Origin of the sequence: Burkholderia sp. 28_3, assembly GCF_003253915.1 — a bacterium.
Taxonomy (GTDB): domain Bacteria; phylum Pseudomonadota; class Gammaproteobacteria; order Burkholderiales; family Burkholderiaceae; genus Burkholderia; species Burkholderia cenocepacia.
In genome coordinates this window covers 311,884-332,990 of record NZ_QKZF01000001.1, presented here as the reverse complement: position 1 = coordinate 332,990, position 21,107 = coordinate 311,884, and the positions used below count along the sequence as shown (strand labels likewise).

Sequence of the window (21,107 nt, the reverse complement as noted above, 5' to 3'; positions counted from 1 at the left end):
CGCTCAACCGGGGGAACCCCATGGAAACGTCCGCCCTTCCGTTCGCCGGTACGCCGGCCGATGCCCGCGCCGCCGCGAAGAAACGCCGGCTGATCGCGGCCGCCGCCGTCGGCAACGCGCTCGAGTTCTACGACTTCACGGTCTACAGCTTCTTCGCGATCCTGATCGGCAAGCTGTTCTTTCCCGTGCATTCGTCGTTCGGGCAGTTGATGCTCGCGGTCGCGAGCTTCGGTGTCGGCTTCGTCACGCGTCCGCTCGGCGGGCTCGTGATCGGCATGTATGCGGACCGCGCCGGCCGCAAGAAGGCGATGATCCTCACGCTGCTGCTGATGGCGCTCGGCACCGCGACGATCGCGATCGCGCCGACCTTCGCGCAGATCGGCATCGCCGCGCCGCTGCTGCTCGTGCTCGCGCGGCTGCTCCAGGGGTTCGCGTCGGGCGGCGAAGTCGGCGCATCGACGACGCTGCTGCTCGAACAGGCGCCGCAGCATCGTCGCGGCTTCTACGCATCGTTCCAGTTCTCGAGCCAGGGGCTCGCCGCATTGGCGGGCGCACTCACCGGCGTTGCGTTGACGTCGACGCTGACGGCCGCGCAGCTCGAAAGCTGGGGCTGGCGCGTGCCGTTCATCATCGGCACGCTGTTCGTGCCGATCGGCTACTGGCTGCGCCACACGGTCGAGGAAGTGCCCGCTGCCGCGCCGGCTGCCGCGCACGACGAGCCGGTCGCCTCGCTGCCGCTCGCCGACGTGCTGCGCCACCATGGCAAGGCCGTGTTCGCGGGTCTCGGCGTGACGATCGGCGGCACGTCGATCCACTACATCATCGTGTTCTACATGGCGATCTACGGCGTGCAGGTGCTGCACTTGCCGACCTGGCTGTCGATGACGGCCGGCTGCGTCGCCGGTGCGATCCTGATGCTCGTGACGCCGATCGGCGGCCATCTGTCCGACGTATATGGCCGTAACCGGATCGTCTGGTGGACGCGCATCGTGCTGATGGCCGCGATCTATCCGGCGTTCATCGCGCTGAACCGCTGGCCGGGCGCCGCGTCGCTGCTGTCGATCATCGCCGCGCTGTCGATCGTGCATGCGATCAACATCGGTGCGACGGGCGCGATGCTCGGCGAGTTGTTTCCGCGGGCGGTGCGTGCGACGGGCGGTGCGCTGGTGTATAGCGTCGGCGTCGCGATCTTCGGCGGCTTCGCGCAGTTCTTCGTCACGTGGCTGATCTCGGCGACCGGGAATCCGAATGCGCCTGCGTGGTATGCGATCGGGTGTGGCGCGATGACGTTGCTTGCGATTCGTTGCATGGACGAGAAGGCCGGGAAGGCGCTGGATTGAGCGGCGCACGATGCGCGACGCGTGAAGCGTCATTGACGTCGCGCGCGCGCATCGGGCATCATCGGCCCATGCACAACGCCACGATCACCCTTTCGACGACCACGCGCACGACCGCCTTCGGCGGGCCCGTGCGGCGAGTGCGCGCAAGATCGTAGCGGCTCAATTCCCACAGGCCCCGCCGGTTCCGGACGGGGTCTCGTCGTTTCTCCGTCCGCATCGGCCACTCAGGAGAAACGCAATGTCCGAAGCCCCTTCCCCGAAACGCGCGCTGCTCGTGATCGACATGCAGGTCGGGCTGTTTCATGGTCCCGATCGTCCGCATGACGGCGAACGCGTGCTGGCCAATATCAACTGGTTGATCGAACGCGCGCATGACGCCGGCGCGCCGGTGTTCGCCGTGCGTCACACCGGCCCGGCCGGCTCTCCGATCGCGCCCGACGCGCCGCTCGCCGCGCTGCTGCCGGAACTCGCGATCGATACCGCACGCGACATCGTGTTCGACAAGACCCGGCCGAGTTGCTTCGCGGGTACGCGGCTCGCGGCGTGGTTGCATGCGGCGGGTATCGGCGAGATCGTGATCGCGGGGATGAAGACGCAATACTGCGTCGATACGACGTGCCGTGCGGCCGCGGATCTCGGGTTTCGCGCGGTGCTCGTGGCCGATGCGCACACCTGCACGGATACGCCCGCGCTGCCGGCCGAGCGGATCGTCGCGCATCATAATGCGACGCTTGGCGGGCCGTTTGCGGTGTTGACGACGACCGAGGCATGCGTGTTCTGATGCAGCGCGCCGGTCGGACTGCGGTAAGCGAGTGCGCGCGTTGCAATAGCGTCAGAAGGGGCCGTCAATTCGCAGGAATCGGCTTGCCGATCGTTCGATGCGTCATGCCGACCTTCGAGAACGGGACTGACCTCGAAGCAGCAGAAGAGCACGTGCGAGACCCTGTCGCGTCCGCTCATGGACAGCGACGATACGGCATGCACAGTAAAAGCAAAAAGACACGGGGCTTTCGCCACCCGTGCCTTTTTCACCTACACAAACCGCCCGCACTCAAAACGTATGCATCATCCCCACATACGCACCCGTCTGCGACTCGCCCGTCATCGGGCTCGTCCCCGACGTCGCGTCACGCGGCGTCGCGAGCAGCGAGAAGTTCGAATTTCCGCCGTTGCGCGCATACGCGACCGTGCCGTACAGGAACGTGCGCTTCGACAGGTTGTACGTGGTGCCGAGCACATACATGATCGCGTGCCCTGACGGATCGTGCGACGCATCGCCGCCGCCGTCGCCGACCTTCACGTAGTAGCCACCACCCGTCACGGCCCACTGCGGCGTAGCCGAATAGGTCGCGCCAAGCCAGTAGTGATCGGCACGGTCGGCGACACCGGCCGGGCTGTCCGGCGCCTGGTAGTGCGTATACGCACCCTGGATCTTGAACTTCGACACCTTCACGTTCGCCCCGACGAAGTACTCGCGCGACGCCGTGAAAATGTTGCTGAACTTGCCGTTGTTGTCGCGCAGTTCGTCGTAGATGCCGCGCACGTCGAGCACCGGCGAGTGGTACGAGATCATGATCCCGTCCGAGCGGCCGAAATCGTCGGCCGCGCCGTAGTTGAAGCCGCGCGACTGGTTGCCGAACGCGTATTGCGCCTGCACGTCGAAGCCGCCGATCACCGGGCTGTGATATTCGATGTTGTTGCTGCTCTGCTGCCAGTTGCGGCCACGCACGAGCGAGGCCGACGAAAACGCCTGCTGGACGAACGGGTCGAATTCCCACACGCCGTCGCTGTCGATGAACAGGTTGCGGCCGGCCTGCAACTGGCCCCACGTGTTGCTCTTCAACCCGACGTACGCGCGCCGTGACCACATGCGCCCGCCGCCCGTCTGACCGTTCATGACCTGGAACGCGGTTTCCAGGTTGAACACCGTCGACAGCCCGCCGCCGAGATCCTCGACGCCCTTCAGCCCGAACATGCTGGTACCCCAGTCGCCGCTTTCCGCGCTCCAGCGCGACTTGCTGCCGTTCGGTGTCGCGATGTGGTTCAGGTATTCGATACCGCCGTCGATCCGGCCGTACAGCGTGACGCTCGTCTGTGCAAACGCGGCCGCCGGCGTGGCGGCCGCAATCAGCCATGCGAAGTATTTGAGTCGCAAAATGATGCCCCCTCGAAGTCTCGACCGTCCGACGCGCACCCCATGCACGCGCCTCGGGTCTGCTTATCCGCGATCGATCGAAAAACGTCCGGGGCCCGCCGCGCAGAGCGCGAGCAAGCCGCCCGAGATCGCGATGTTCTTGTAGAAATGAATCATGTTGTTGATCTGCTCGCCGCCCGTCATCGTCCAGTAGTGGTGGCCGATGATGCCGGTACCGATCGTGTACAGCGCAAGCAACAGCGCGAGCGGCCGCGTCTGGAAACCGACGAGGATCGCAATCCCGACGATGAGCTCCATCACGACGGAGATCGCCGCCGAGATGATCGGCGCCGGCGCGCCCTCGCTGCCCATGAACGCGATCGTACCGGAGAAGTCGATAATCTTCTTCCAGCCGAACATCACGAACAGGATCACGAGCAGGATTCGGGACAGCAGCAGCAGCACATCGCGCTGGGACGCGAGAAACGGTTGGTTCGGTGTCATGGTCTCGATCAACGAAAACGATGCGCGGCGTGCGCGCACCGGATTGCCTGTGAACCAGGACGGGCGGCCGCCTGCGCCGCCCGTCCCGCTCTGCAACAACCGGCATCGGGGCCCGCCCGATGTGCTGTGCTCCTCCTCTTTTCTATTGTTGCCCTGCTTCGCCGCGTGCCGCGTTTCAGCGCAGCTTCGCGACGTCCTGCTCGGTCACCTTCGCGGCCGGATTGCCGAACTGCCCGGTCAGGTAGTTCGTCAGCGCGGCGATCTGCGCATCCGACAGCTCGTGGCGGAACGCGGGCATCCCGACGTCCTCGCTGCCGGCCTTGCGCTGCACGCCGTTCAGGATCACCTGCACGAGGTTGGTCGGATTCGACGCGCCCACCGTCGAGTTGTGGAACAACGGCGGGTAGTAACCGTCCGGCGTGCCCTTGCCCTGCATCTGGTGGCAGGTCGCGCAGTTGCCGAGATACAGCCGTGCCGGATCGATGCCCGACGACGCAAGCGCGACGCCGCGCAGCTTCAGGCCATCCTCGGCCGGCTTGCCCCACGACGAGCGCGACTGCTTCGCGTCGCCGCTGGCGACGGCCGGCACCGTACGGATGTACGTCGAGATCGCGCCGATGTCGGCTTCGGTCATCTTCGAGAAGCTGTGCTCGATCGCCTCGGCCATCGGGCCGGCCGCCTGCGCGAGGCCCGGCACGCTGCCGGTGCGCAGGTACTGGACGAGCTGCTGCTGCGTCCAGCCGCCGATCCCCGCGTTCGGGTCGGACGTGATGTTGTAGCCGTCCCAGCCCGCGAGCACCGAGCCCGACAGGAAGCTGCCGCCCGTTTCGTCGAGCGACTTCTCCTGCATCGCGATGCCGCGCGGCGTGTGGCACGTGCTGCAGTGCGCGAGGCCCTGCACGAGATAGGCGCCGCGGTTCCACTCGGCGCTCTGCTCGGGCTTCGGCTGGTACACGCCGTCCTTCAGGAACAGCCAGTTCCAGATCTTCAGCGGCCAGCGCATGCTCAGCAGCGCGGGGATCTCGTTCTTCGGCGGCGCCTGCTTGACCGGTTCGACGCCGTGCATGAAGTACGCGTACAGCGCCTGCACGTCGTCGTCGTTGATCTTCGCGTACGACACGTACGGCATCGCCGGGTACAGGTTGTCGCCGTTCTTCGATACGCCGTGCCGCACCGCGCGCTCGAAGTCCTCGAACGTCCAGTTGCCGATGCCGGTATCGGGATCCGGTGTGATGTTGCTCGTATAGATCTTGCCGAGCATCGGCACCGGCATGCCGAGGCCGCCCGCGAACGGCTTGCCGCCCTTCGCGGTGTGGCATGCCATGCAGTCGCCCGCGACGGCGAGGTATTCGCCGCGCTTGACCTGCGCCGGATCGACCGAATCGGCAGCGCGTGCGAGGCCGGGCAGCGCGAGGCAGCCGGCGAGGAGGAAGGTGAGAGTAGATTTCCGCACGGTCAGACTTCCTTCTTCAGCGTGTCCGACATCCGCAGCGCGAGCGCCGCGATCGTCAGCGTCACGTTCACCGTACCGACGGTCGGCATCGTCGAGCTGCTCGAGATGAACAGGTTCGGATGGTCGAACGTGCGGCAGTCCTTGTCGACGACCGAGTCGCGTGCATCCGCGCCCATGATCGTCGCGCCCGTGATGTGGTTGTTCGGCGCGAACTCGTCGTTGAAGACGACGTCGGTGCCGCCCAGCACCTTCGCGGCCGTCGCGTAGACCTCGCGCGTGTGCACGGCGCCGCGCTTCACGTAATCGTCGATCGCATACGTGATCTCGGGGCGCGGGATGCCGATCGCGTCGGTGGCCGTCTTGCTCGGCACGATGCGGTTCTCGGGCTGCGGCAGAATCTCGTGGAAGCAGTCGAACTGCACGTAGCGCGCGGAACGGTCACGGATCTGCGCGTCGAGCTCCTCGTGCTTCATCAGCTTGCCGGCCTTGAAGATCTTCTGCGTCTCCTGGTTGATGCGGGACATGTTCGACAGATGGATCTTCTTCGCGGCTTCGGTCGCGCGGAACGGGCCGTCGCGGAAACCGATCAGCGACGTCATCTCCTGCGGGCCGCGGCCCGGCCACAGCTTCTCGTTCGCGTAGAACGACACGCCGGTGCCCGGGTGGTCCATCAGGTTGCGGCCGACCATGTCGGAACTGTTCGCGACGCCGTTCGGGAAATCGCGGTTCGCGGACATCAGCAGGATCTTCGGCGTCTCGATGCCGTTCGCGGCGAGCACGAAATACTTGCCTTCGACGCGATGGTCGGCGCCCGTCTTGTCCTTGTAGATCGCGGCGACGATGCGCTTGTCCGGGCCCGTCTCGAGCTTGTAGACGACCGCGCTGTCGATCAGCTTCGCGCCGGCCTGCTCGGCCTTCTCGACGTGGACGATGCCGTTGTACATCGCGCCGATCGGGCAGATCGGCATGCAATTGTTGTTCCCGCAACAGGTGGGCCGGCCGTCGTACGGGCGGCTGTTGCGGGCGACCGGCTCGGTCACCACGTGGAACTTCGGGTCATAGCCGTTGAGCGCGCTCTTGATGGTCTGCTCGTTGAACGACAACGGCAGCGGCGGCATCGGGTACGCCTGCTTGCGCGGCGAGTACAGGTCTTCCTCGGGGCCCGGGCCCCACACGCCGAGTTCCTCCTCGGCGCGCTGATACCAGTGCTCGAGGTCGTCGTACTGGATCGGCCAGTCGCGGGCGACGCCGTACACCGTCTTCATCTTGAAGTCGTTCGGGATGAAGCGCCACGCGGAGGCGGCCCAGTGCCACGTCGTGCCGCCCACCGCGCGGATGTACTGCGAGTTGAACTTGTGCTCGCCCTTCAGGATCAGGTAGTCGTTCGGCGGGCCGTATTCCGGATGCGGGGCCCACGGGCTCGACGGGTACGGCGCCATGAAATCGGTCTTGTCGGGCTGGTTGCGAAAGCGCTCGACGATTTCCCAGCGCGGCATGCGCGGGCCGGCTTCCAGCAGGATCACGGACTTGCCCGCCATCGCGAGCTGGTGCGCAACGATCGCGCCGGCGACACCCGATCCGACGACGACGACGTCGGCTTTTTGCGTATCGGTATCGGCCATCAGGCTTGCCTCTCGATCGGTTTTTCGGCCCAGAAGCCGGGTTTGTTGGGGCAATACGAAGGGATCACGAGCGTATCGGACACCACGCTGAACATTAATGCTTCCTCGTAGGTAATCACGACGTTGTCGACGATGCCGAGATACCACGCGCCGAGAATCGTCAATGCGAGCGATTCCTGGTCGGGATTCAGCGAACCGGATGCGAGCGCACCGGCGAGTTGCGGCAGGCTGTCGGCCGTCTTGAACGAGCCCTTCTGCAAGGCCTGCAGATAGCGCTGGCCGGTGACGCGGCTCAGCCCTTTCTTGCCGGTCAATGCTTCGGAGAGCGTCATGAACGTATCGAGCGGCGCGGTGCCGGGATCGTCGGCCAGGGCCCGCAACGCCAGCGAGCCGGTGAGGCCCGCCGCCGTCAGCGCCAGTGCGCCCTGCAGCCATTGACGCCGCGTGATGCCGGTTGCGGCTGCGTCGTCGTCACGACGCGATTGGGGGGTGTTGTCGTTGTGCATGTTTCCTTCTCTCGAACACCGGATTCGGGAAAACCACGCTTGATATTTCTCAAACATTGGCGCGGACCTGCAATGTACGCGCACAAATCGGATCGAACAATCTTTTTATAGTCCATTAAATGTTCCGCAATCCGGGACAATCGATATTTCGCTGCATTTTTGTGTCGTCGACGCGACAAATCCGCCGCAGGCACGCGCGTGTCGCGTGCCGACCACACACCACACCTGCACGCCACACTGCGCACGCATGACGGTCGGTTAGAATTCCGTGCAATCAAACAGAAAGCTTCCCTCCGAGGGCAATCGAGCGATGAAGCAGCGCGACAAGTACAACAAAGAAACGAACCAAACCAACCACACGACCCGGCTGCTCTGGCGCATCGGCGCCGTCGCGGCGCTCGGCGCCGCCGCGGCCCTGTCGCTGCACGCCGGCGCGGCGCGCACGGTGAGCGTGTCGCCGCAAGGCACCGTCACCGAAGAAGTCCGGCAGAGCGTCGTCAAGTTCGACGAACCGATGGTCGCCTTCGGCTCGGCCTCCGCGCCGAATCCGGCGCGCGTGACCTGTAACGATTCGGCGGCCGCGCGCGGCCAGGGCCACTGGCTCGACGACAAGACCTGGGTTTACGATTTCGAAAGCGACCTGCCGCCGGGCGTCCGCTGCGCGGTCGCGCTCAACGACACGCTGCGCTCGGTCGCCGGCAATGCGGCGAGCGGCCCGCGTCGCTTCACGTTCCAGACGGGCGGCCCGTTCCCGGTGTCGGTGCGCCCCGGCTCCCGCGAGATCGAGGAGCGTCAGGTCTTCGTGATGAAGCTGAACGGCCCGGCCGAGCCGCGTTCGGCGCTCGCGAACATCTGGTGCGAAGCGGCCGGCATCGGCAACCGCATTCCGGTCACGGCGGCCGACGACGATACGCGCAATGCGCTGCTCGATCATTTCGGGCTGAAGAAGGAGGCGGCGCGCGTGCTGACGCTGTCGTGCTCGCAGGCGCTCCCGGCGAGCGCGAAGATGCAGCTCGTGTACGGCAAGGGCGTCGCGAGCCCGAGCGGCATCGCGAACGAAACCGAACGGCGCTTCGATTTCACCGTGCGCGCACCGTTCGCCGTGAGCTTCTCGTGCGAACGCGAGAACGCGAAGGCGCCCTGCACGCCGCTGCGCCCGCTCACGCTGTCGTTCAACGCACCGGTCGCGCGCAAGCAGGCCGAAGCGATCAAGCTGCGTGGCCCCGACGGTTCGCTGTCACCGACCTTCGCGGCCGACGATCATAGCGAGGAAGTGACGACCGTCACGTTCAACCCGCCGCTGCCCGCGCAAGCCGCCCTGACCGTCGAGCTGCCGTCGGGCCTGCACGACGTGACCGACCGGCCGCTGTCCAACGCCGACCTGTTCCCGCTCGCGACGCGCACCGCGCCGATGCCGCCGCTCGCGAAATTCTCGTCGGGCACCTTCGGGATCGTCGAGCGCTTCGCCGAACCCGGTACGCCGGCGCTGGTGCCCGTCACGCTGCGCAACGTCGAGGCCGACCTGCATATCGCCGGCCTCAATGCGGGCGGCGCGCAATTCGCGAACCTGAAGGTCGAGAACGACACCGCGATCCGTCAATGGATGCGCACCGTCGATCGGTTCGACAACTGGTCGATGACGGCCGGCTCGATCGACGACCAGATTCCCGGCCTGCTGCAACGCAAGGGCCAGCACCCCGTGTACGTGCCGCTCGAAGCCGGCGAAAAGCAGCCGGCGCCGAAGAACCGCCGCATCGACGTGCGCTCGCTGTCGCTGCTGACGGGCGAGCCCGGCGCGCAGGTGCTGACGCTGCCGAAGGCCGACCCGAAGACGCTGCGCCCGTTCGAAGTGGTCGGCGTGCCGATCGACAAGCCCGGCTTCTACGTGCTCGAACTCGCGTCGCCCGCGCTCGGCCGCTCCCTGCTCGCGAAGCCGTCGAGCATGTACGTGCGCACCACCGTGCTCGTCACGAACCTCGGCGTGCACCTGAAGCAGGGCCGCGAGAACAATCTCGTGTGGGTCACGACGCTCGACAAGGGCAAGCCGGTGCCGAACGCGCAGATCCGCGTGTCGGACTGCAACGGCGACGAAATCGCGGCCGGCAAGACCGACGCGCAAGGCCTGCTGAAGATCGACGGGCCGTTCGAGCCGAAGCGCGCGTGCAGCTCGTCGGAGCAGCGCTTCGACGACTACTTCGTGTCGGCGCGCGTCGACGACCCGAAGACGGGCCCCGACATGGCGTTCGTCAGCTCGGGCTGGAACCGCGGGATCGAATCGTGGCGCTTCAACGTGCCGACCGACACCGACAGCGCGCCGACCGTGCGCGCGCATACGGTGTTCGACCGCACGTTGCTGCGCGCCGGCGAAACCGTGTCGATGAAGCATTTCATCCGCACCGAGACGCTGCAGAGTCTCGCGTTCCCGTCGCAATACCCGACGCGCGTCGCGATCCGCCATCTCGGCACGGGCCAGACCTACAAGCTGCCGCTCACGTGGGCGGCCGACCACAGCGCGGACTCGCAGTTCACGCTGCCGGCCGCCGCGAAGCTCGGCGAATACAGCGTCGAACTCGAAGGCGGCCCGGAAGATGCGCCGAGCGCCACCTACTACAGCGGCAGCTTCCGGGTCGAGGCGTTCCGCCTGCCGGTGCTGAAAGGCTCGATCGGCGCGCGCGACGCGCAGAAGAGCCCGCTCGTCGCCGCGAAGGAAGCGCCGCTCGCGGTGCAGATCGACTACGTGTCGGGCGGCGGCGCATCGAACCTGCCGGTACAGGTGTCGGCGCTGATGAAGTGGGCGTCGCCGCCGTTCGCCGATCGTTTCGAGGATTTCAGCTTCACGCCGTATCGCCCCGACACGAGCGACGGCAACGCCGACGACGATGCGCAGGACGGCGACAACGCGTCGTCGTCGAACCACGACCCCGACGCGACGAAGCTGATCGCCGACAAGCTGCCGCTGACGCTTGACCGCAACGGCGCGGGCACCGTCACGCTCAAGGGCCTGCCGGACGTCGACGCACCGAAGCGCATCGCGCTGGAGGCGACGTTCGCGGACCCGAACGGCGAAGTGCAGACGATCCGCGGCGACACGATCCTGTGGCCGGCCGCGGTGGTGGCCGGCATCAAGGCCGGCCGCTGGGTGTCGGTCGGCCAGCGCGTGCCGGTGCAGGCCCTGGCGGTCGACCTGCAGGGCAAGCCGCGCGCGTCGGTGCCGATCGAGATCAAGGGCGTCGCGCGCATCACGACGTCGTCGCGCAAGCGGATGGTCGGCGGCTTCTATGCGTACGACAACAAGAGCGATACGCGCGACCTCGGCGTGCTGTGCTCGGGCAAGACCGACGACAAGGGCCGCATGGCCTGCGACGCGACGCTCGAACAGGCCGGCAACGTGCAGCTGATCGCGGTCGCGAAGGACGGCGACGGCCGCACGTCGAATGCATCGACGTCGGTGTGGGTCACGCGCGAGGACGAACTCTGGTTCGGCGGCGACAACACCGACCGGATCGACGTGATCCCCGAGAAAACGTCGTACGAACCGGGCGAAACGGCCCGCTTCCAGGTGCGCATGCCGTTCCGCTACGCGACCGCGCTCGTCGCGGTCGAGCGCGGCGGCGTGATGGAAACGCACATCGTCGAGCTGAACGGCAAGAACCCGACCGTGGACCTGAAGGTCGGCGACTCGTGGGGGCCGAACGTCTACGTGTCGGTGCTCGCGCTGCGCGGCCGGATTCGCGAGGTGCCGTGGTACTCGTTCTTCACGTGGGGCTGGAAGGCGCCGGTCGAATGGGCGCGCGCGTTCTGGCGCGAAGGCCGCCACTATGAAGCGCCGACCGCGTTCGTCGACCTGTCGAAGCCCGCGTTCCGCTACGGGCTCGGCGAGATCAAGGTCGGCACGGGCGTTCACCGCCTCGGCGTGACCGTGACGACCGACGCGACGCGCTACACGGTGCGCGGCAAGGCGCAGGCGCACGTGAAGGTCACGCTGCCGAACGGCCAGCCGGCACCGGCCGGCACGCAGATTGCCATTGCGGCCGTCGACGAGGCGTTGCTCGAACTGATGCCGAACAACAGCTGGGACCTGCTCGACGCGATGCTGCGCCGGCGCGCGTACGGTGTCGAGACGGCCACCGCGCAGATGGAAATCGTCGGCCGCCGCCACTTCGGCCGCAAGGCCGTGCCGGCCGGCGGCGGGGGCGGCAGCGCGCCGACCCGCGAGCTGTTCGACACGCTGCTGCTGTGGAACCCGCGCGTGACGCTCGACGCCAACGGCAGCGCGACCGTCGAGGTGCCGCTGAACGACGCGCTCACGCGCTTCCGGATCGTCGCGATCGCGGCGGTCGGCCCCGACCGTTTCGGCACGGGCAGCACGTCGATCCGCAGCACGCAGGATCTGCAACTGATCTCCGGCCTGCCGCCGCTCGTGCGCGAAGGCGACGCGTTCCGTGCGCAGGTCACGCTGCGCAACACGACCGACCGCGCGATGCAGGTCGTCGTGACGCCGCACGTGACGGGCCTCGACGTCGCACCGCAAACCGTGTCGCTGGCGGCGAATGCGGCCACCGAAGTCGCGTGGACGATCACCGTGCCCGAACAGGCGCTCGATGCGGCCGGTGCGCTGAACTGGCGCATCGAGGCGGCCGAGCAAGGCGGCAAGCGCGCGTCCGACGCGCTGGCGGTCGCGCAGAAGGTCGTGCCCGCGCTGCCGGTCACGGTGCAGCAGGCGACGCTCGCGCAGGTCGATGGCACGCTGACGGTGCCCGTGTCGGCCCCGGCCGGCGCGGTGAGCAACGCCCAGGGCGTACCGCGCGGCGGCATCGCCGTGTCGCTGCAGTCGAAGCTCGCCGACGGCCTGCCCGGCGTGCGCCGCTGGTTCGAGCGCTATCCGTACCGCTGCCTCGAACAGCAGACGTCGCGTGCGATCGGGCTGCGCGACCCCGCGCAATGGCAGGCGCTGATCGCGCGCATGCCCGTCTATCTCGACAGCGACGGGCTGGCGAGCTACTTCCCGCCGTCGTCCGACGATTCGCACCATGGCAGCCCGACGCTGTCGTCGTACCTGCTCGTGGTGTCCGACGAAGCCAGCCGTCTCGATCCGCGCTTCGCGCTGCCGGAAGACCTGCGCACGCAGCTCGAAGCCGGGCTCGCGCGCTTCGTCGACGGTCGCCTCGAGCGCAACGCGTGGGCGCCGCGCCAGGATCGCGACCTGCGCAAGCTCGCCGCGATCGAGGCGCTGTCGCGCTACGGCGCCGCGCAGGGCCGCATGCTGGGTTCGATCGAGATCGCGCCGAACCAGTGGCCGACGTCGGCGGTGATCGACTATCACGCGATCCTGACGCGCGTGAAGGACATTCCGCAACGCGACGAGAAACGCGCGCAGGTCGACCAGATCCTGCGGGCGCGCCTGACGTACCAGGGCACGCAGCTCGTGTTCTCGACCGCGCGCGACGACGACCTGTGGTGGCTGATGACCAGCAACGAGACCAATGCCGCACGCCTCGCGCTGGAATTCGCGGGCGACCCGGCATGGAAGGATGAAATGCCGCGCGTGACCGCCGGCCTGCTCGCGCTGCAACGCCAGGGCGCCTGGCAGACGACCACGTCGAACGCGCTCGGCCTGCTCGCGGTCGAGCGCTTCTCGCGCACCTACGAGAGCACGCCGGTTGCCGGCACGACGAAGATCGCGCTCGGCGGCAACGAACGCGCGATCTCGTGGTCGCAGGCAGGCTCGGCCGCGCCCGCCGATACGCCCGCGTCGGCGGCGCCGTCGGCGTCGGCCACGCCCGCGACCCGCGCGGCCGCCGCGCACAGCGTGCTGATGCCGTGGCCGCGTGCGTCACAGGGGCCGGCGACGCTGTCGGTCACGCAGGACGGCACCGGTCGCCCGTGGGCGACCGTCGAAAGCCTCGCCGCCGTGCCGCTGCGCGCGCCGTTCGCGGCCGGCTACCGGATCACGAAGACCGTCACGCCCGTATCGCCGGCCGTCAAGGGCGTGCTGACGCGCGGCGACGTCGTGCGCGTGCATCTCGACATCGATGCGCAGAGCGACATGACGTGGGTCGTCGTCAACGATCCGATTCCGTCCGGCGCGACGATCCTCGGGTCGGGCCTCGGCCGCGATTCCGAAGCCGCGACGCAGGGCGAGAAAACGCCGGACGGTGCATGGCCAGCGTTCATCGAGCGCGACTTCGACGGCTATCGCGCGTACTACGACTATTTGCCGAAGGGCAAATTCTCGGTCGAGTACACGGTGCGGCTGAACAACGTCGGCACGTTCGGCCTGCCACCGACGCGCGTCGAGGCGCTGTATGCACCGTCCGTGTACGGCCTGTGGCCGAACCCGCCGCTGACCGTGAAGCCGGCCGACGCGGGCAAGTAACGAGCAAGTGATGATCGATCTGGCTTTGCCGCGGCCGGCGCGTTTCGCCGGCCGCGTATTCGTCGCCGTCGTACTGGCCGCGCCGCTCGTCGCGCATGCGCTGCCCGGCTACGACGACGTGCGCCGCAACTGGCGCAGTTCCGACTGGGTGCTGCTCGCGCGCGACGGCACGCCGCTGCAGCGCACGCGCATCGACCTCACCGAACGGCGCGGCGACTGGGTGTCGCTCGCCGACGTATCGCCCGCGTTCCGCGAGGCGATCGTCGTGTCCGAGGACAAGCGCTTCTACGAACACAGCGGCGTCGACTGGCGCGGCATCGCCGGCGCCGCGTGGGGCAACCTGTGGAACGAGCGCACGCGCGGCGCGTCGACCGTCACGATGCAGCTCGCGGGCTTGCTCAGCGATTCGCCGCGCCGCTCGGGTCAGCGCTCGCTGCCGCAGAAAGCCACGCAGGCCGTGAACGCGCTGTGGCTCGAACGCAGCTGGCGCAAGGACCAGATCCTCGAGGCCTACCTGAACCTGGTGCCGTTCCGCGGCGAGACGATCGGGCTCGGCGCGCTGTCGCAGGTGCTATTCGGCAAGGCGCCGTCGGGCCTCGACGCGCGCGAGGCCGCGATCGCGGCCGCCCTCGTGCGGGCCCCGAACGCGGCACCCGCGAAGATCGCCGAGCGCGCGTGCCGGATCCTGCGCGACATGCATGCCGAGCAGGCATGCGCGTCGCTCGACGGCTACGTGCAGCTCGTCGTCGCACGCCCAGCCAATACCGTCCGCGACGACGGCGCCGCCCTCGCCCCGCACTTCGCGCGGCGCATCGCGGCCGAGGTCAAGCCGGCGGCCGGCGCGCAGATCCGCACGACGCTCGATGCGCCGCTGCAGCGCTTCGCGCGCGACACGCTGACGCGCGCGCTGACCGAGCTCGACGCGCCCGCGCACCGGCGCAACGTACAGGACGGCGCGGTGGTCGTGATCGACAACGCGACCGGCGAGATCCGCGCGTGGGTCGGTTCGTCGGGGGCGCTGTCGAGCGCGCGCGACGTCGATGCCGTGCTCGCGCCGCGTCAGGCCGGCTCGACGCTCAAGCCGTTCCTCTATGCACAGGCGCTCGACGAGAAGCGGCTGACGGCCGCGTCGCTGCTCGACGATGCGCCGATCAACCTCGCCGCCGGCGGCGGCTTGTACATTCCGCAGAACTACGACAAGGATTTCAAGGGCTGGGTGAGCGTGCGCAGCGCGCTCGGTGGTTCGCTGAACGTGCCGGCCGTGCGCACGCTCGTGCTCGTCACGCCGCACCGCTTCGCGCGCACGCTGACCGCACTCGGCCTGCCGCTCGCGCAGGAAGGCGATTACTACGGCTTCAGCCTCGCGCTCGGCAGTGCCGACGTCACGCTGCTGTCGCTGACCAACGCATACCGCGCGCTCGCGAACGGCGGCGTCGCGCGCAAGGTCGTCGACCTGCCGGCCGCGGCGCCGACGGCGGCAGCCGGCGCAGCGGCGCCCGCGCGGCCGGACGCCGGCACGCGCGTGTTCAGCGAGGCGGCCAGTTTCGTCGTCACCGACATCCTGTCCGACAACAATGCGCGCGTGCGCACGTTCGGCTTCGACAACCCGCTCGCGACGCGCTTCTTTTCCGCGGTCAAGACCGGCACGAGCAAGGACATGCGCGACAACTGGACCGTCGGTTTCACGTCGCGCTATACGGTCGGCGTATGGGTCGGCAATGCGGACGGCTCGCCGATGTGGGACGTGTCGGGCGTCACGGGCGCGTCGCCCGTGTGGTCGGCCGTCGTCGGCTATCTGCACCGCGACCTGCCGAGCCGTGCGCCGCGTGCGCCGGCCGGCGTCGAGACGCGCCGCATCGCGTTCGAGCGCGACATCGAGCCGGCCCGCAACGAGTGGTTCATCGCGGGCACGGCGGTCGACACGATCCGGCTCGCGGCGCCCGTCACGCCGGGCAAGGACGGCGCGCGCGCGCCGTTGACGATCGGCGCGCCGACCGACGGCACGATCTTCGCGATCGACCCGGACATTCCGCCGAAGAACCAGCGGATCTGGTTCGAGCGCTCGTCCGGGCGCGCGGCGAAGTTCGCGTGGCGGCTCGACGACAAGGTGATCGGGCATGCCGATCGCGTCGCGTGGCTGCCATGGCCGGGCCGGCACCGGCTCGAACTCGTCGATGCGCGCGGCAACGTCGCCGATGCGATCGGCTTCGAGGTGCGCGGCGCGTTCGCGAAGCCGGCCGCGCGCAAGCCCTGAGGCGGCGAGCCGGCCGTACTGGCCGGCCGTATTCGCCTTCGGCGGCCGGCCGGAGAAGTCGAGTGCAGTCGCCCGATTATTCGACCGGACCGGCCAAGCCGCAAATCATTGTGGACGGGATGAATTAGTTCGACAATATCGCGCATGCGGTGCATTCGGGCACCGACGACGAACCGACGCAGGCCGATCCCGGACCGACAACGATGACACCCGAAACCGAGGGCAAACTGCTCCGGCATGGCGTACAGATCATCCCGCTCTGCTTGGGCCTGTATGCCGCCGACAGCCTGTGGGACGCGTATCGCAACGGCGGCATCCTGGAATGCCACCAGGCTCGCATGCATCCGATAAGCTGCTGGTGGATCACGCCGGACATGGGCGAACACTTCCAGCGATTGCTCGCCAGCCACTGGCACGTGCTCGGGCTCAGCGTTCTGCTGAGCCTGTTGCTCGCTTACGTCTTGGCGCCGGCCCGCCACCCGCGCCAATGACGCCCCGGCCCGGCCATACCGCGCGCAAGCCGCCAGCGGCAGACCGAACGGGCCAGCAGCACCGCGGTTCAGCACCTAGAATGACAGCAGCGCCGCATTCCCGACGCGCACCGGTTGCCTCATTCTCTCGATGGCCTGCGACCATGAACATCCGCCACGAACGCTTCACCCGCCCCGCGCTGGGCGTCTTGTGCGTTGCAGCGCTCGCCGCCCTCCAGGCCTGCAACGGCGATGCCTGCTTCGGTGTCGACGTATGCTTCAACGACAACACGCAGACCGTCGCGCTATCAGGCACGGCCGCGACGGGCGACGCGCTCGCGAGCGCGCAGGTCACGGTCAATTGCGCGGTCGGCTCGGCAACGACGCTGACGGACGGCGGCGGCAACTACCGTGTGACGCTCGACGCCGCGCTGCCATGCGTCATCACCGTGGCGTCGGGCGGCGCGAGCCTGCATTCGCTCGCCTATGCGGGCGGCACCTTCAACACGACGCCCGAGACCGAGCTGATGCTGGTCTATCTCGCGGCGCAACTCGGGACGAACACGGCCGGGCTGATCGGCAATTTCCAGGGCAGCCTGCGCTACCAGCGGGCCATGAACAGCCCGGACACCGTGCAGGCCGCGCAATCGGCCGTCGTGACGAACCTGCAGCAGCGCTATGCGGTCTCGCTCGCCGCGCCGGCGTTCCTGACCACCTCGTTCGTGGTCGGGCAACCGGGCGTCGACGGCGATCTCGTTGCGCTGGCGAAGGCTGGCGCGATCGATCCGAACGGACTGCCGGATCCGGTTGCCGTGTCGCTGTTGCAGCAGGCCGGGGCCGCGCATCCGCTGCAAGGAATGTGAGCGGGACGGGAATCGACCGTCAGGTGCCGGCTTCGCGCGCGTCGTCGGTCAGCAATGCCCAAACGCTCGTGGTCGCGCCATTCGCCGCCGATGCGCAGATAGCGCGGCGAACATCCCGCTTGCCTGAACCCGAGCCGTCCAACCAACGCGATCGACGCACGGTTGCCGGATGGTTCGCGACGATCACGTCAGCGGCGTCGGACCGGGCGACGCGATTCAGCAGGATCCGGCTCGTGGGCCGCGGTCACCACATGGCGCTTACGCCGCCTCCCCGCTCCCGCACACCACCGGCGCCGCCTGCTGCTGCGACAGATACCGCAGCAGCTTCGTCACCATCCACACGACGATGAACGACAACGCGACGAAAAACACCGCCAGCGGCGTCAGCACGTGAATCGACACGAAACCGGCCAGCCCCATCATCGCGGACGACACGAGCAGCAGCGCACAGCCGAGAATCGCGCTCGTCAGGCCGGCGATATGCGGAAACAGCGAATTGCCCTTGGCCATCAGCGTCGGATACATCGCACCGGCGCAGAAACCCATCACGAGCACCGGCGTCGCGAGCGTCCACACGCGCAGGCCGACGGTCAGCGCCAGCACCAGCATCGCGACCGACGCGCCCGCCATCACGCGCGCGCCGATCCGCAGCCGTTGCTCGGCGCTCGGCAGCCCGCGCCCGTGAATCCGGTTCGACAAACCGCCGAGGAAATACATGAGGCCGATGCCGAGCGCGAGATAACCGAAGAAGGTCGGCGGCTTGTGCAGCGTGGTCTGCACCATGAACGGCCCGACGATGTTGAACACCAGCAGGATGCTGTAGCACAGCCCCTGGGCGAGGAAGCAGCTCTGGAACACCGGGCTGGCCAGCACCTTGCCCGCGTTCGCCATCAGCGTGCGCGGCTCGAGATGCACCGGCTTCGGCAAGGTCTCGCGGTAGCGCCACAGCAGCGCCCACATCGCCAGCGAGTAGACCAGCAGGAACACGAGGCAAGCACGCCAGCCGAACCATTCCTGCAGGTGCGCGCCGATCACCGGCGCGATGATCGGCGCCAGCCCCCATGCGATCGACATGTACGTGAACGCGTGCATCAGCGCCTGGCCGGAAAACGAATCGGTGATGATCGCCTTCGCCAGCAGGTTGGTCGTCGCGATCCCGAAGCCCTGCAGGCAGCGTGCGAGCACGAACGTCTCCAGGTTCGGCGCGCCGAGGGACAGCAGGCAGCCGATCGTGTAGATCACGAGCCCGAACGCGAGCACGCGCTTGCGGCCGTAGGCGTCGGCGATCGGCCCGAAGATCAGCTGACCGAGCGCGTAGGCCGCCATGTAACCGGACACGCTCGACTGGATCGCCTGCGGCGTGGTCGCGAACGAACGTGCCATGTCGGGCAGCGCGGGCACGTAGATGTCGATCGCGAGTTGGCCGGCGGACGCGAACAGGCAGATCAGGAACAGCAGGAAGCGCGGCGAATTCGACTCGCGCGCGGGAGTGAGCGTGGCGTTCATGACGACTGGGAAGGAGGTCGGACAGCAGTGCCGCACCGCCAATGTTCGAATGTCGAACATGCGTGCGATCGTGGCGAATTCCGTATTGTGCCTGTTGTTGCATCCGGCGACAGGATTTCCCTGGCGCGGGCGAGGTTGAATGGCCGGTCCCGACATGCGCCGATCGGGCCGCCGGCGGCGGTTTTAATGTTGATTTAAGCCGGCGGCGGCATTGTCTCGGGTGGCTCACTCCGTGAGCCGCACGTCATTGTTGATTCGATCAGTCTCGTTTGATGGAGATACGAAGATGCGATTCCGTTCGTATATGGCGGCGGGCGCGCTGGCGCTGGTGCCCGTGTTCGCGCTGGCCGGGCAGCCCGGCGCGGCGGCCGCCGCCCAACCGATGTTCGTCAATGTCAACGGGCAGGCCGTGCCCGTGAAAGCCGAGACGCGTGTCGTCCAGACGGCCGTCGGCCCGATGAAGGTCAGCACGTGGAGCTGGCACAGCCCGCAAGGCGGTGCGAGCTTCGAGATGCAGACGTCGTCGTCGGGCGGCATGCCGCCCGCGGCAGCGTTGCGGCAAATGCAGGCCGTGCAGTACCGGATGCAGGCGGCGCAGGCGCAGATGGTCGCGATGCAGCAGCAGATGATGGCGCTCCAGCACATCGCGCTCGCCAACGCGTTCGCGATGCCGATGCCGCAGCCCGTCGGGTTCGCGATGGCGCCGTGGGCCATGCCGGAACCGGTCGTCGTGATCGTGCCGGTGCAACCTTCGGCGCGTTCGATGGCGCCCGCTCCCGCCCCGGCGGCGCCGGCACGGCCGGCCGCACGCGGGCCTGAAATCAAGGCCTGACGCGCGCGTCCGGCGCACGAGCGACCGGGCCGCAAAGCGAAACCGCCGGCACGTGCCGGCGGTTTTTCATGGGTGGCGCGACATCGCCACGACGCGGTGCTCAGTACTGCGCCTGATCCGTCGGATTCTTGAACAGCTGCTTCATCTCCGCCGACAGCGGATAGTTCAGGCTCACGCCCTTCGGCGGAATCGGCTGCGTGAACCACTGGTCGTACAGCTTCTCGGCCGCGCCCGAGGTCTGCATCTTCGCGATCACGCCGTCGACGACGCGCTTGAACGGCGGATCGTCCCTGCGCATCATGCACGCGTAGTTTTCATGAACGAGCGGCGTACCGGTGACCGTGTACGCGCCCGGGTTGCGATCCTTCGCGATCTCGCCGTACAGCAGCGGCTCGTCCATCACGAACGCCACCGCGCGCCCGGTCGTGACGTTCATGAACGCTTCGGCATGATCCTTCGCGCTGATGATCGTCATGTTCATCGCCTTCTCTTCGTTGAGCTTGCGCAGCAGGCGCTCGTCCGACGTACCGGCCGTCGTCGCGACCGTCTTGCCGGCCAGGTCCGCGAAGTCCTTCACGCCCGAATCCTTGCGCGTGCTGAAGCGGATGCCGTACAAAAAGATGCTGTTCGAGAACGCGGCCTGCTTTTGCCGTTCGAGCGTATTCGTCGTCGAACCGCATTCGAAGTCGATCGTCCCGTTCTGCAGCAGCGGAATCCGGTTCTGCGACGTAATCGGGATTTCCTTCACCGCGAGGTTCGGCAGGTTCAACTCCGTCTTCAACTGGTCGATGATGCGCGACGCGATGTCCCGCGAATAGCCGATGTTCTTCTGCTGGTTGTCCGAATACGAAAACGGCACCGACGACTCGCGAATGCCCAGCGACACGACGCCCGTGTCCTTGATCTTCTTCAGCGTACCGGTAAGAGCCTGCGCGTGCGCGGTGCCGGCCAGCGCACAGGCCAGCGCGACGGCAAGCCAACGGAAACGACGATCCATGCTTGTCTCCTGACGAAACGTTGATCGAGTCGCGATCGTACGCCCGACAATATTCGCGTCATATCAGGGGAAGCGTAAACCACCTTCCGCCACGGCCGGATCCTGAAAGACGTTTTCCGTGCCGCGCAAACCCGCTCGCCCGCGCCTCTTGCCCGACCGGTCCGCGCACCGGCTCTGTGCCGGTCGTTCCAAACGCGCGTTCATGCTGCGACGCACCAACGTAATCGTTTGCGGTACCGCCTGTTTTTCT

14 protein-coding genes and 1 pseudogene are annotated in these 21,107 nt (G+C 67.6%); 7 read left to right on the top strand and 8 right to left on the bottom strand.

The window, feature by feature from the left end:
* The first annotated feature begins 20 nt into the window (after positions 1 to 20).
* Positions 21 to 1,340, top strand: a complete 1,320-nt coding sequence (locus DFS13_RS01560) for an MFS transporter (protein WP_034202236.1) — start codon at positions 21 to 23, stop codon at positions 1,338 to 1,340.
* 238 nt (positions 1,341 to 1,578) lie between these two features.
* The gene (locus DFS13_RS01555; protein ID WP_111441321.1) at positions 1,579 to 2,121 is read left to right on the top strand and encodes a cysteine hydrolase family protein; all 543 of its coding nucleotides are present in this window, start codon (positions 1,579 to 1,581) and stop codon (positions 2,119 to 2,121) included.
* Between the two features lie 270 nt (positions 2,122 to 2,391).
* Here the strand turns inward: DFS13_RS01555 and DFS13_RS01550 are convergent, their stop codons facing one another.
* From DFS13_RS01550 to DFS13_RS01530, 5 genes are all read right to left on the bottom strand, one after another.
* Positions 2,392 to 3,495, bottom strand: a complete 1,104-nt coding sequence (locus tag DFS13_RS01550; RefSeq protein WP_006482966.1) for a porin — start codon at positions 3,493 to 3,495, stop codon at positions 2,392 to 2,394.
* 63 nt (positions 3,496 to 3,558) lie between these two features.
* Positions 3,559 to 3,978, bottom strand: a complete 420-nt coding sequence (locus DFS13_RS01545; protein WP_012493376.1) for a DoxX family protein — start codon at positions 3,976 to 3,978, stop codon at positions 3,559 to 3,561.
* Positions 3,979 to 4,153: 175 nt separating this feature from the next.
* Positions 4,154 to 5,431: a cytochrome c gene (locus tag DFS13_RS01540; protein WP_060263394.1), complete on the bottom strand. Its 1,278-nt coding sequence runs from the start codon at positions 5,429 to 5,431 to the stop codon at positions 4,154 to 4,156.
* A gap of 2 nt (positions 5,432 to 5,433) precedes the next feature.
* Positions 5,434 to 7,053: a GMC family oxidoreductase gene (locus tag DFS13_RS01535; protein ID WP_006482972.1), complete on the bottom strand. Its 1,620-nt coding sequence runs from the start codon at positions 7,051 to 7,053 to the stop codon at positions 5,434 to 5,436.
* Positions 7,053 to 7,559, bottom strand: a complete 507-nt coding sequence (locus tag DFS13_RS01530; RefSeq protein WP_006482974.1) for a sugar dehydrogenase complex small subunit — start codon at positions 7,557 to 7,559, stop codon at positions 7,053 to 7,055. Before DFS13_RS01530 ends, DFS13_RS01535 begins: the two co-directional genes overlap by 1 nt.
* Before the next feature lie 310 nt (positions 7,560 to 7,869).
* Here DFS13_RS01530 and DFS13_RS01520 point away from each other — a divergent pair, with 310 nt between their 5' ends.
* The 4 genes from DFS13_RS01520 (at position 7,870) to DFS13_RS01505 (ending at position 17,522) form a co-directional block, all read left to right on the top strand.
* Positions 7,870 to 13,935, top strand: a complete 6,066-nt coding sequence (locus DFS13_RS01520) for an alpha-2-macroglobulin (protein WP_111441320.1) — start codon at positions 7,870 to 7,872, stop codon at positions 13,933 to 13,935.
* A gap of 10 nt (positions 13,936 to 13,945) precedes the next feature.
* Entirely contained in the window at positions 13,946 to 16,189 is a 2,244-nt protein-coding gene (gene pbpC / locus DFS13_RS01515; protein WP_111441319.1) for a penicillin-binding protein 1C, read from the top strand.
* A 203-nt stretch (positions 16,190 to 16,392) separates the two neighbouring features.
* Entirely contained in the window at positions 16,393 to 16,680 is a 288-nt protein-coding gene (locus DFS13_RS01510) for a hypothetical protein (RefSeq protein ID WP_012493379.1), read from the top strand.
* Positions 16,681 to 16,823: 143 nt separating this feature from the next.
* Positions 16,824 to 17,522: a hypothetical protein gene (locus tag DFS13_RS01505; RefSeq protein WP_006488705.1), complete on the top strand. Its 699-nt coding sequence runs from the start codon at positions 16,824 to 16,826 to the stop codon at positions 17,520 to 17,522.
* Between the two features lie 19 nt (positions 17,523 to 17,541).
* Here DFS13_RS01505 and DFS13_RS40720 read toward each other — a convergent pair.
* A pseudogene (locus DFS13_RS40720) lies at positions 17,542 to 17,689 on the bottom strand (GNAT family N-acetyltransferase); the annotation flags it as partial.
* A 91-nt stretch (positions 17,690 to 17,780) separates the two neighbouring features.
* Complete coding sequence (locus tag DFS13_RS01495) at positions 17,781 to 19,028, bottom strand: multidrug effflux MFS transporter (protein ID WP_006488708.1); 1,248 nt, start codon at positions 19,026 to 19,028, stop codon at positions 17,781 to 17,783.
* A 286-nt stretch (positions 19,029 to 19,314) separates the two neighbouring features.
* On the opposite strand from DFS13_RS01495, the gene DFS13_RS01490 reads away from it, so the two are divergent.
* Positions 19,315 to 19,860, top strand: coding sequence for a hypothetical protein (locus DFS13_RS01490; RefSeq protein WP_006488701.1), 546 nt, complete (start codon positions 19,315 to 19,317; stop codon positions 19,858 to 19,860).
* A 100-nt stretch (positions 19,861 to 19,960) separates the two neighbouring features.
* Here DFS13_RS01490 and DFS13_RS01485 read toward each other — a convergent pair whose 3' ends face one another.
* Positions 19,961 to 20,857 (bottom strand): glutamate/aspartate ABC transporter substrate-binding protein, encoded by an 897-nt coding sequence (locus DFS13_RS01485; protein ID WP_006488707.1) that lies wholly within the window; start codon positions 20,855 to 20,857, stop codon positions 19,961 to 19,963.
* Between the last annotated feature and the right edge of the window lie 250 nt (positions 20,858 to 21,107).

Coding starts and splice junctions, on each gene's coding strand:
- DFS13_RS01560 (WP_034202236.1), top strand. CDS start 21: ATGGAAACGTCCGCCCTTCCGTTCGCCGGTACGCCGGCCGATGCCCGC.
- DFS13_RS01555 (WP_111441321.1), top strand. CDS start 1,579: ATGTCCGAAGCCCCTTCCCCGAAACGCGCGCTGCTCGTGATCGACATG.
- DFS13_RS01545 (WP_012493376.1), bottom strand. CDS start 3,978: ATGACACCGAACCAACCGTTTCTCGCGTCCCAGCGCGATGTGCTGCTG.
- DFS13_RS01535 (WP_006482972.1), bottom strand. CDS start 7,053: ATGGCCGATACCGATACGCAAAAAGCCGACGTCGTCGTCGTCGGATCG.
- DFS13_RS01530 (WP_006482974.1), bottom strand. CDS start 7,559: ATGCACAACGACAACACCCCCCAATCGCGTCGTGACGACGACGCAGCC.
- DFS13_RS01520 (WP_111441320.1), top strand. CDS start 7,870: ATGAAGCAGCGCGACAAGTACAACAAAGAAACGAACCAAACCAACCAC.
- pbpC (WP_111441319.1), top strand. CDS start 13,946: ATGATCGATCTGGCTTTGCCGCGGCCGGCGCGTTTCGCCGGCCGCGTA.
- DFS13_RS01510 (WP_012493379.1), top strand. CDS start 16,393: ATGACACCCGAAACCGAGGGCAAACTGCTCCGGCATGGCGTACAGATC.
- DFS13_RS01505 (WP_006488705.1), top strand. CDS start 16,824: ATGAACATCCGCCACGAACGCTTCACCCGCCCCGCGCTGGGCGTCTTG.
- DFS13_RS01495 (WP_006488708.1), bottom strand. CDS start 19,028: ATGAACGCCACGCTCACTCCCGCGCGCGAGTCGAATTCGCCGCGCTTC.
- DFS13_RS01490 (WP_006488701.1), top strand. CDS start 19,315: ATGCGATTCCGTTCGTATATGGCGGCGGGCGCGCTGGCGCTGGTGCCC.
- DFS13_RS01485 (WP_006488707.1), bottom strand. CDS start 20,857: ATGGATCGTCGTTTCCGTTGGCTTGCCGTCGCGCTGGCCTGTGCGCTG.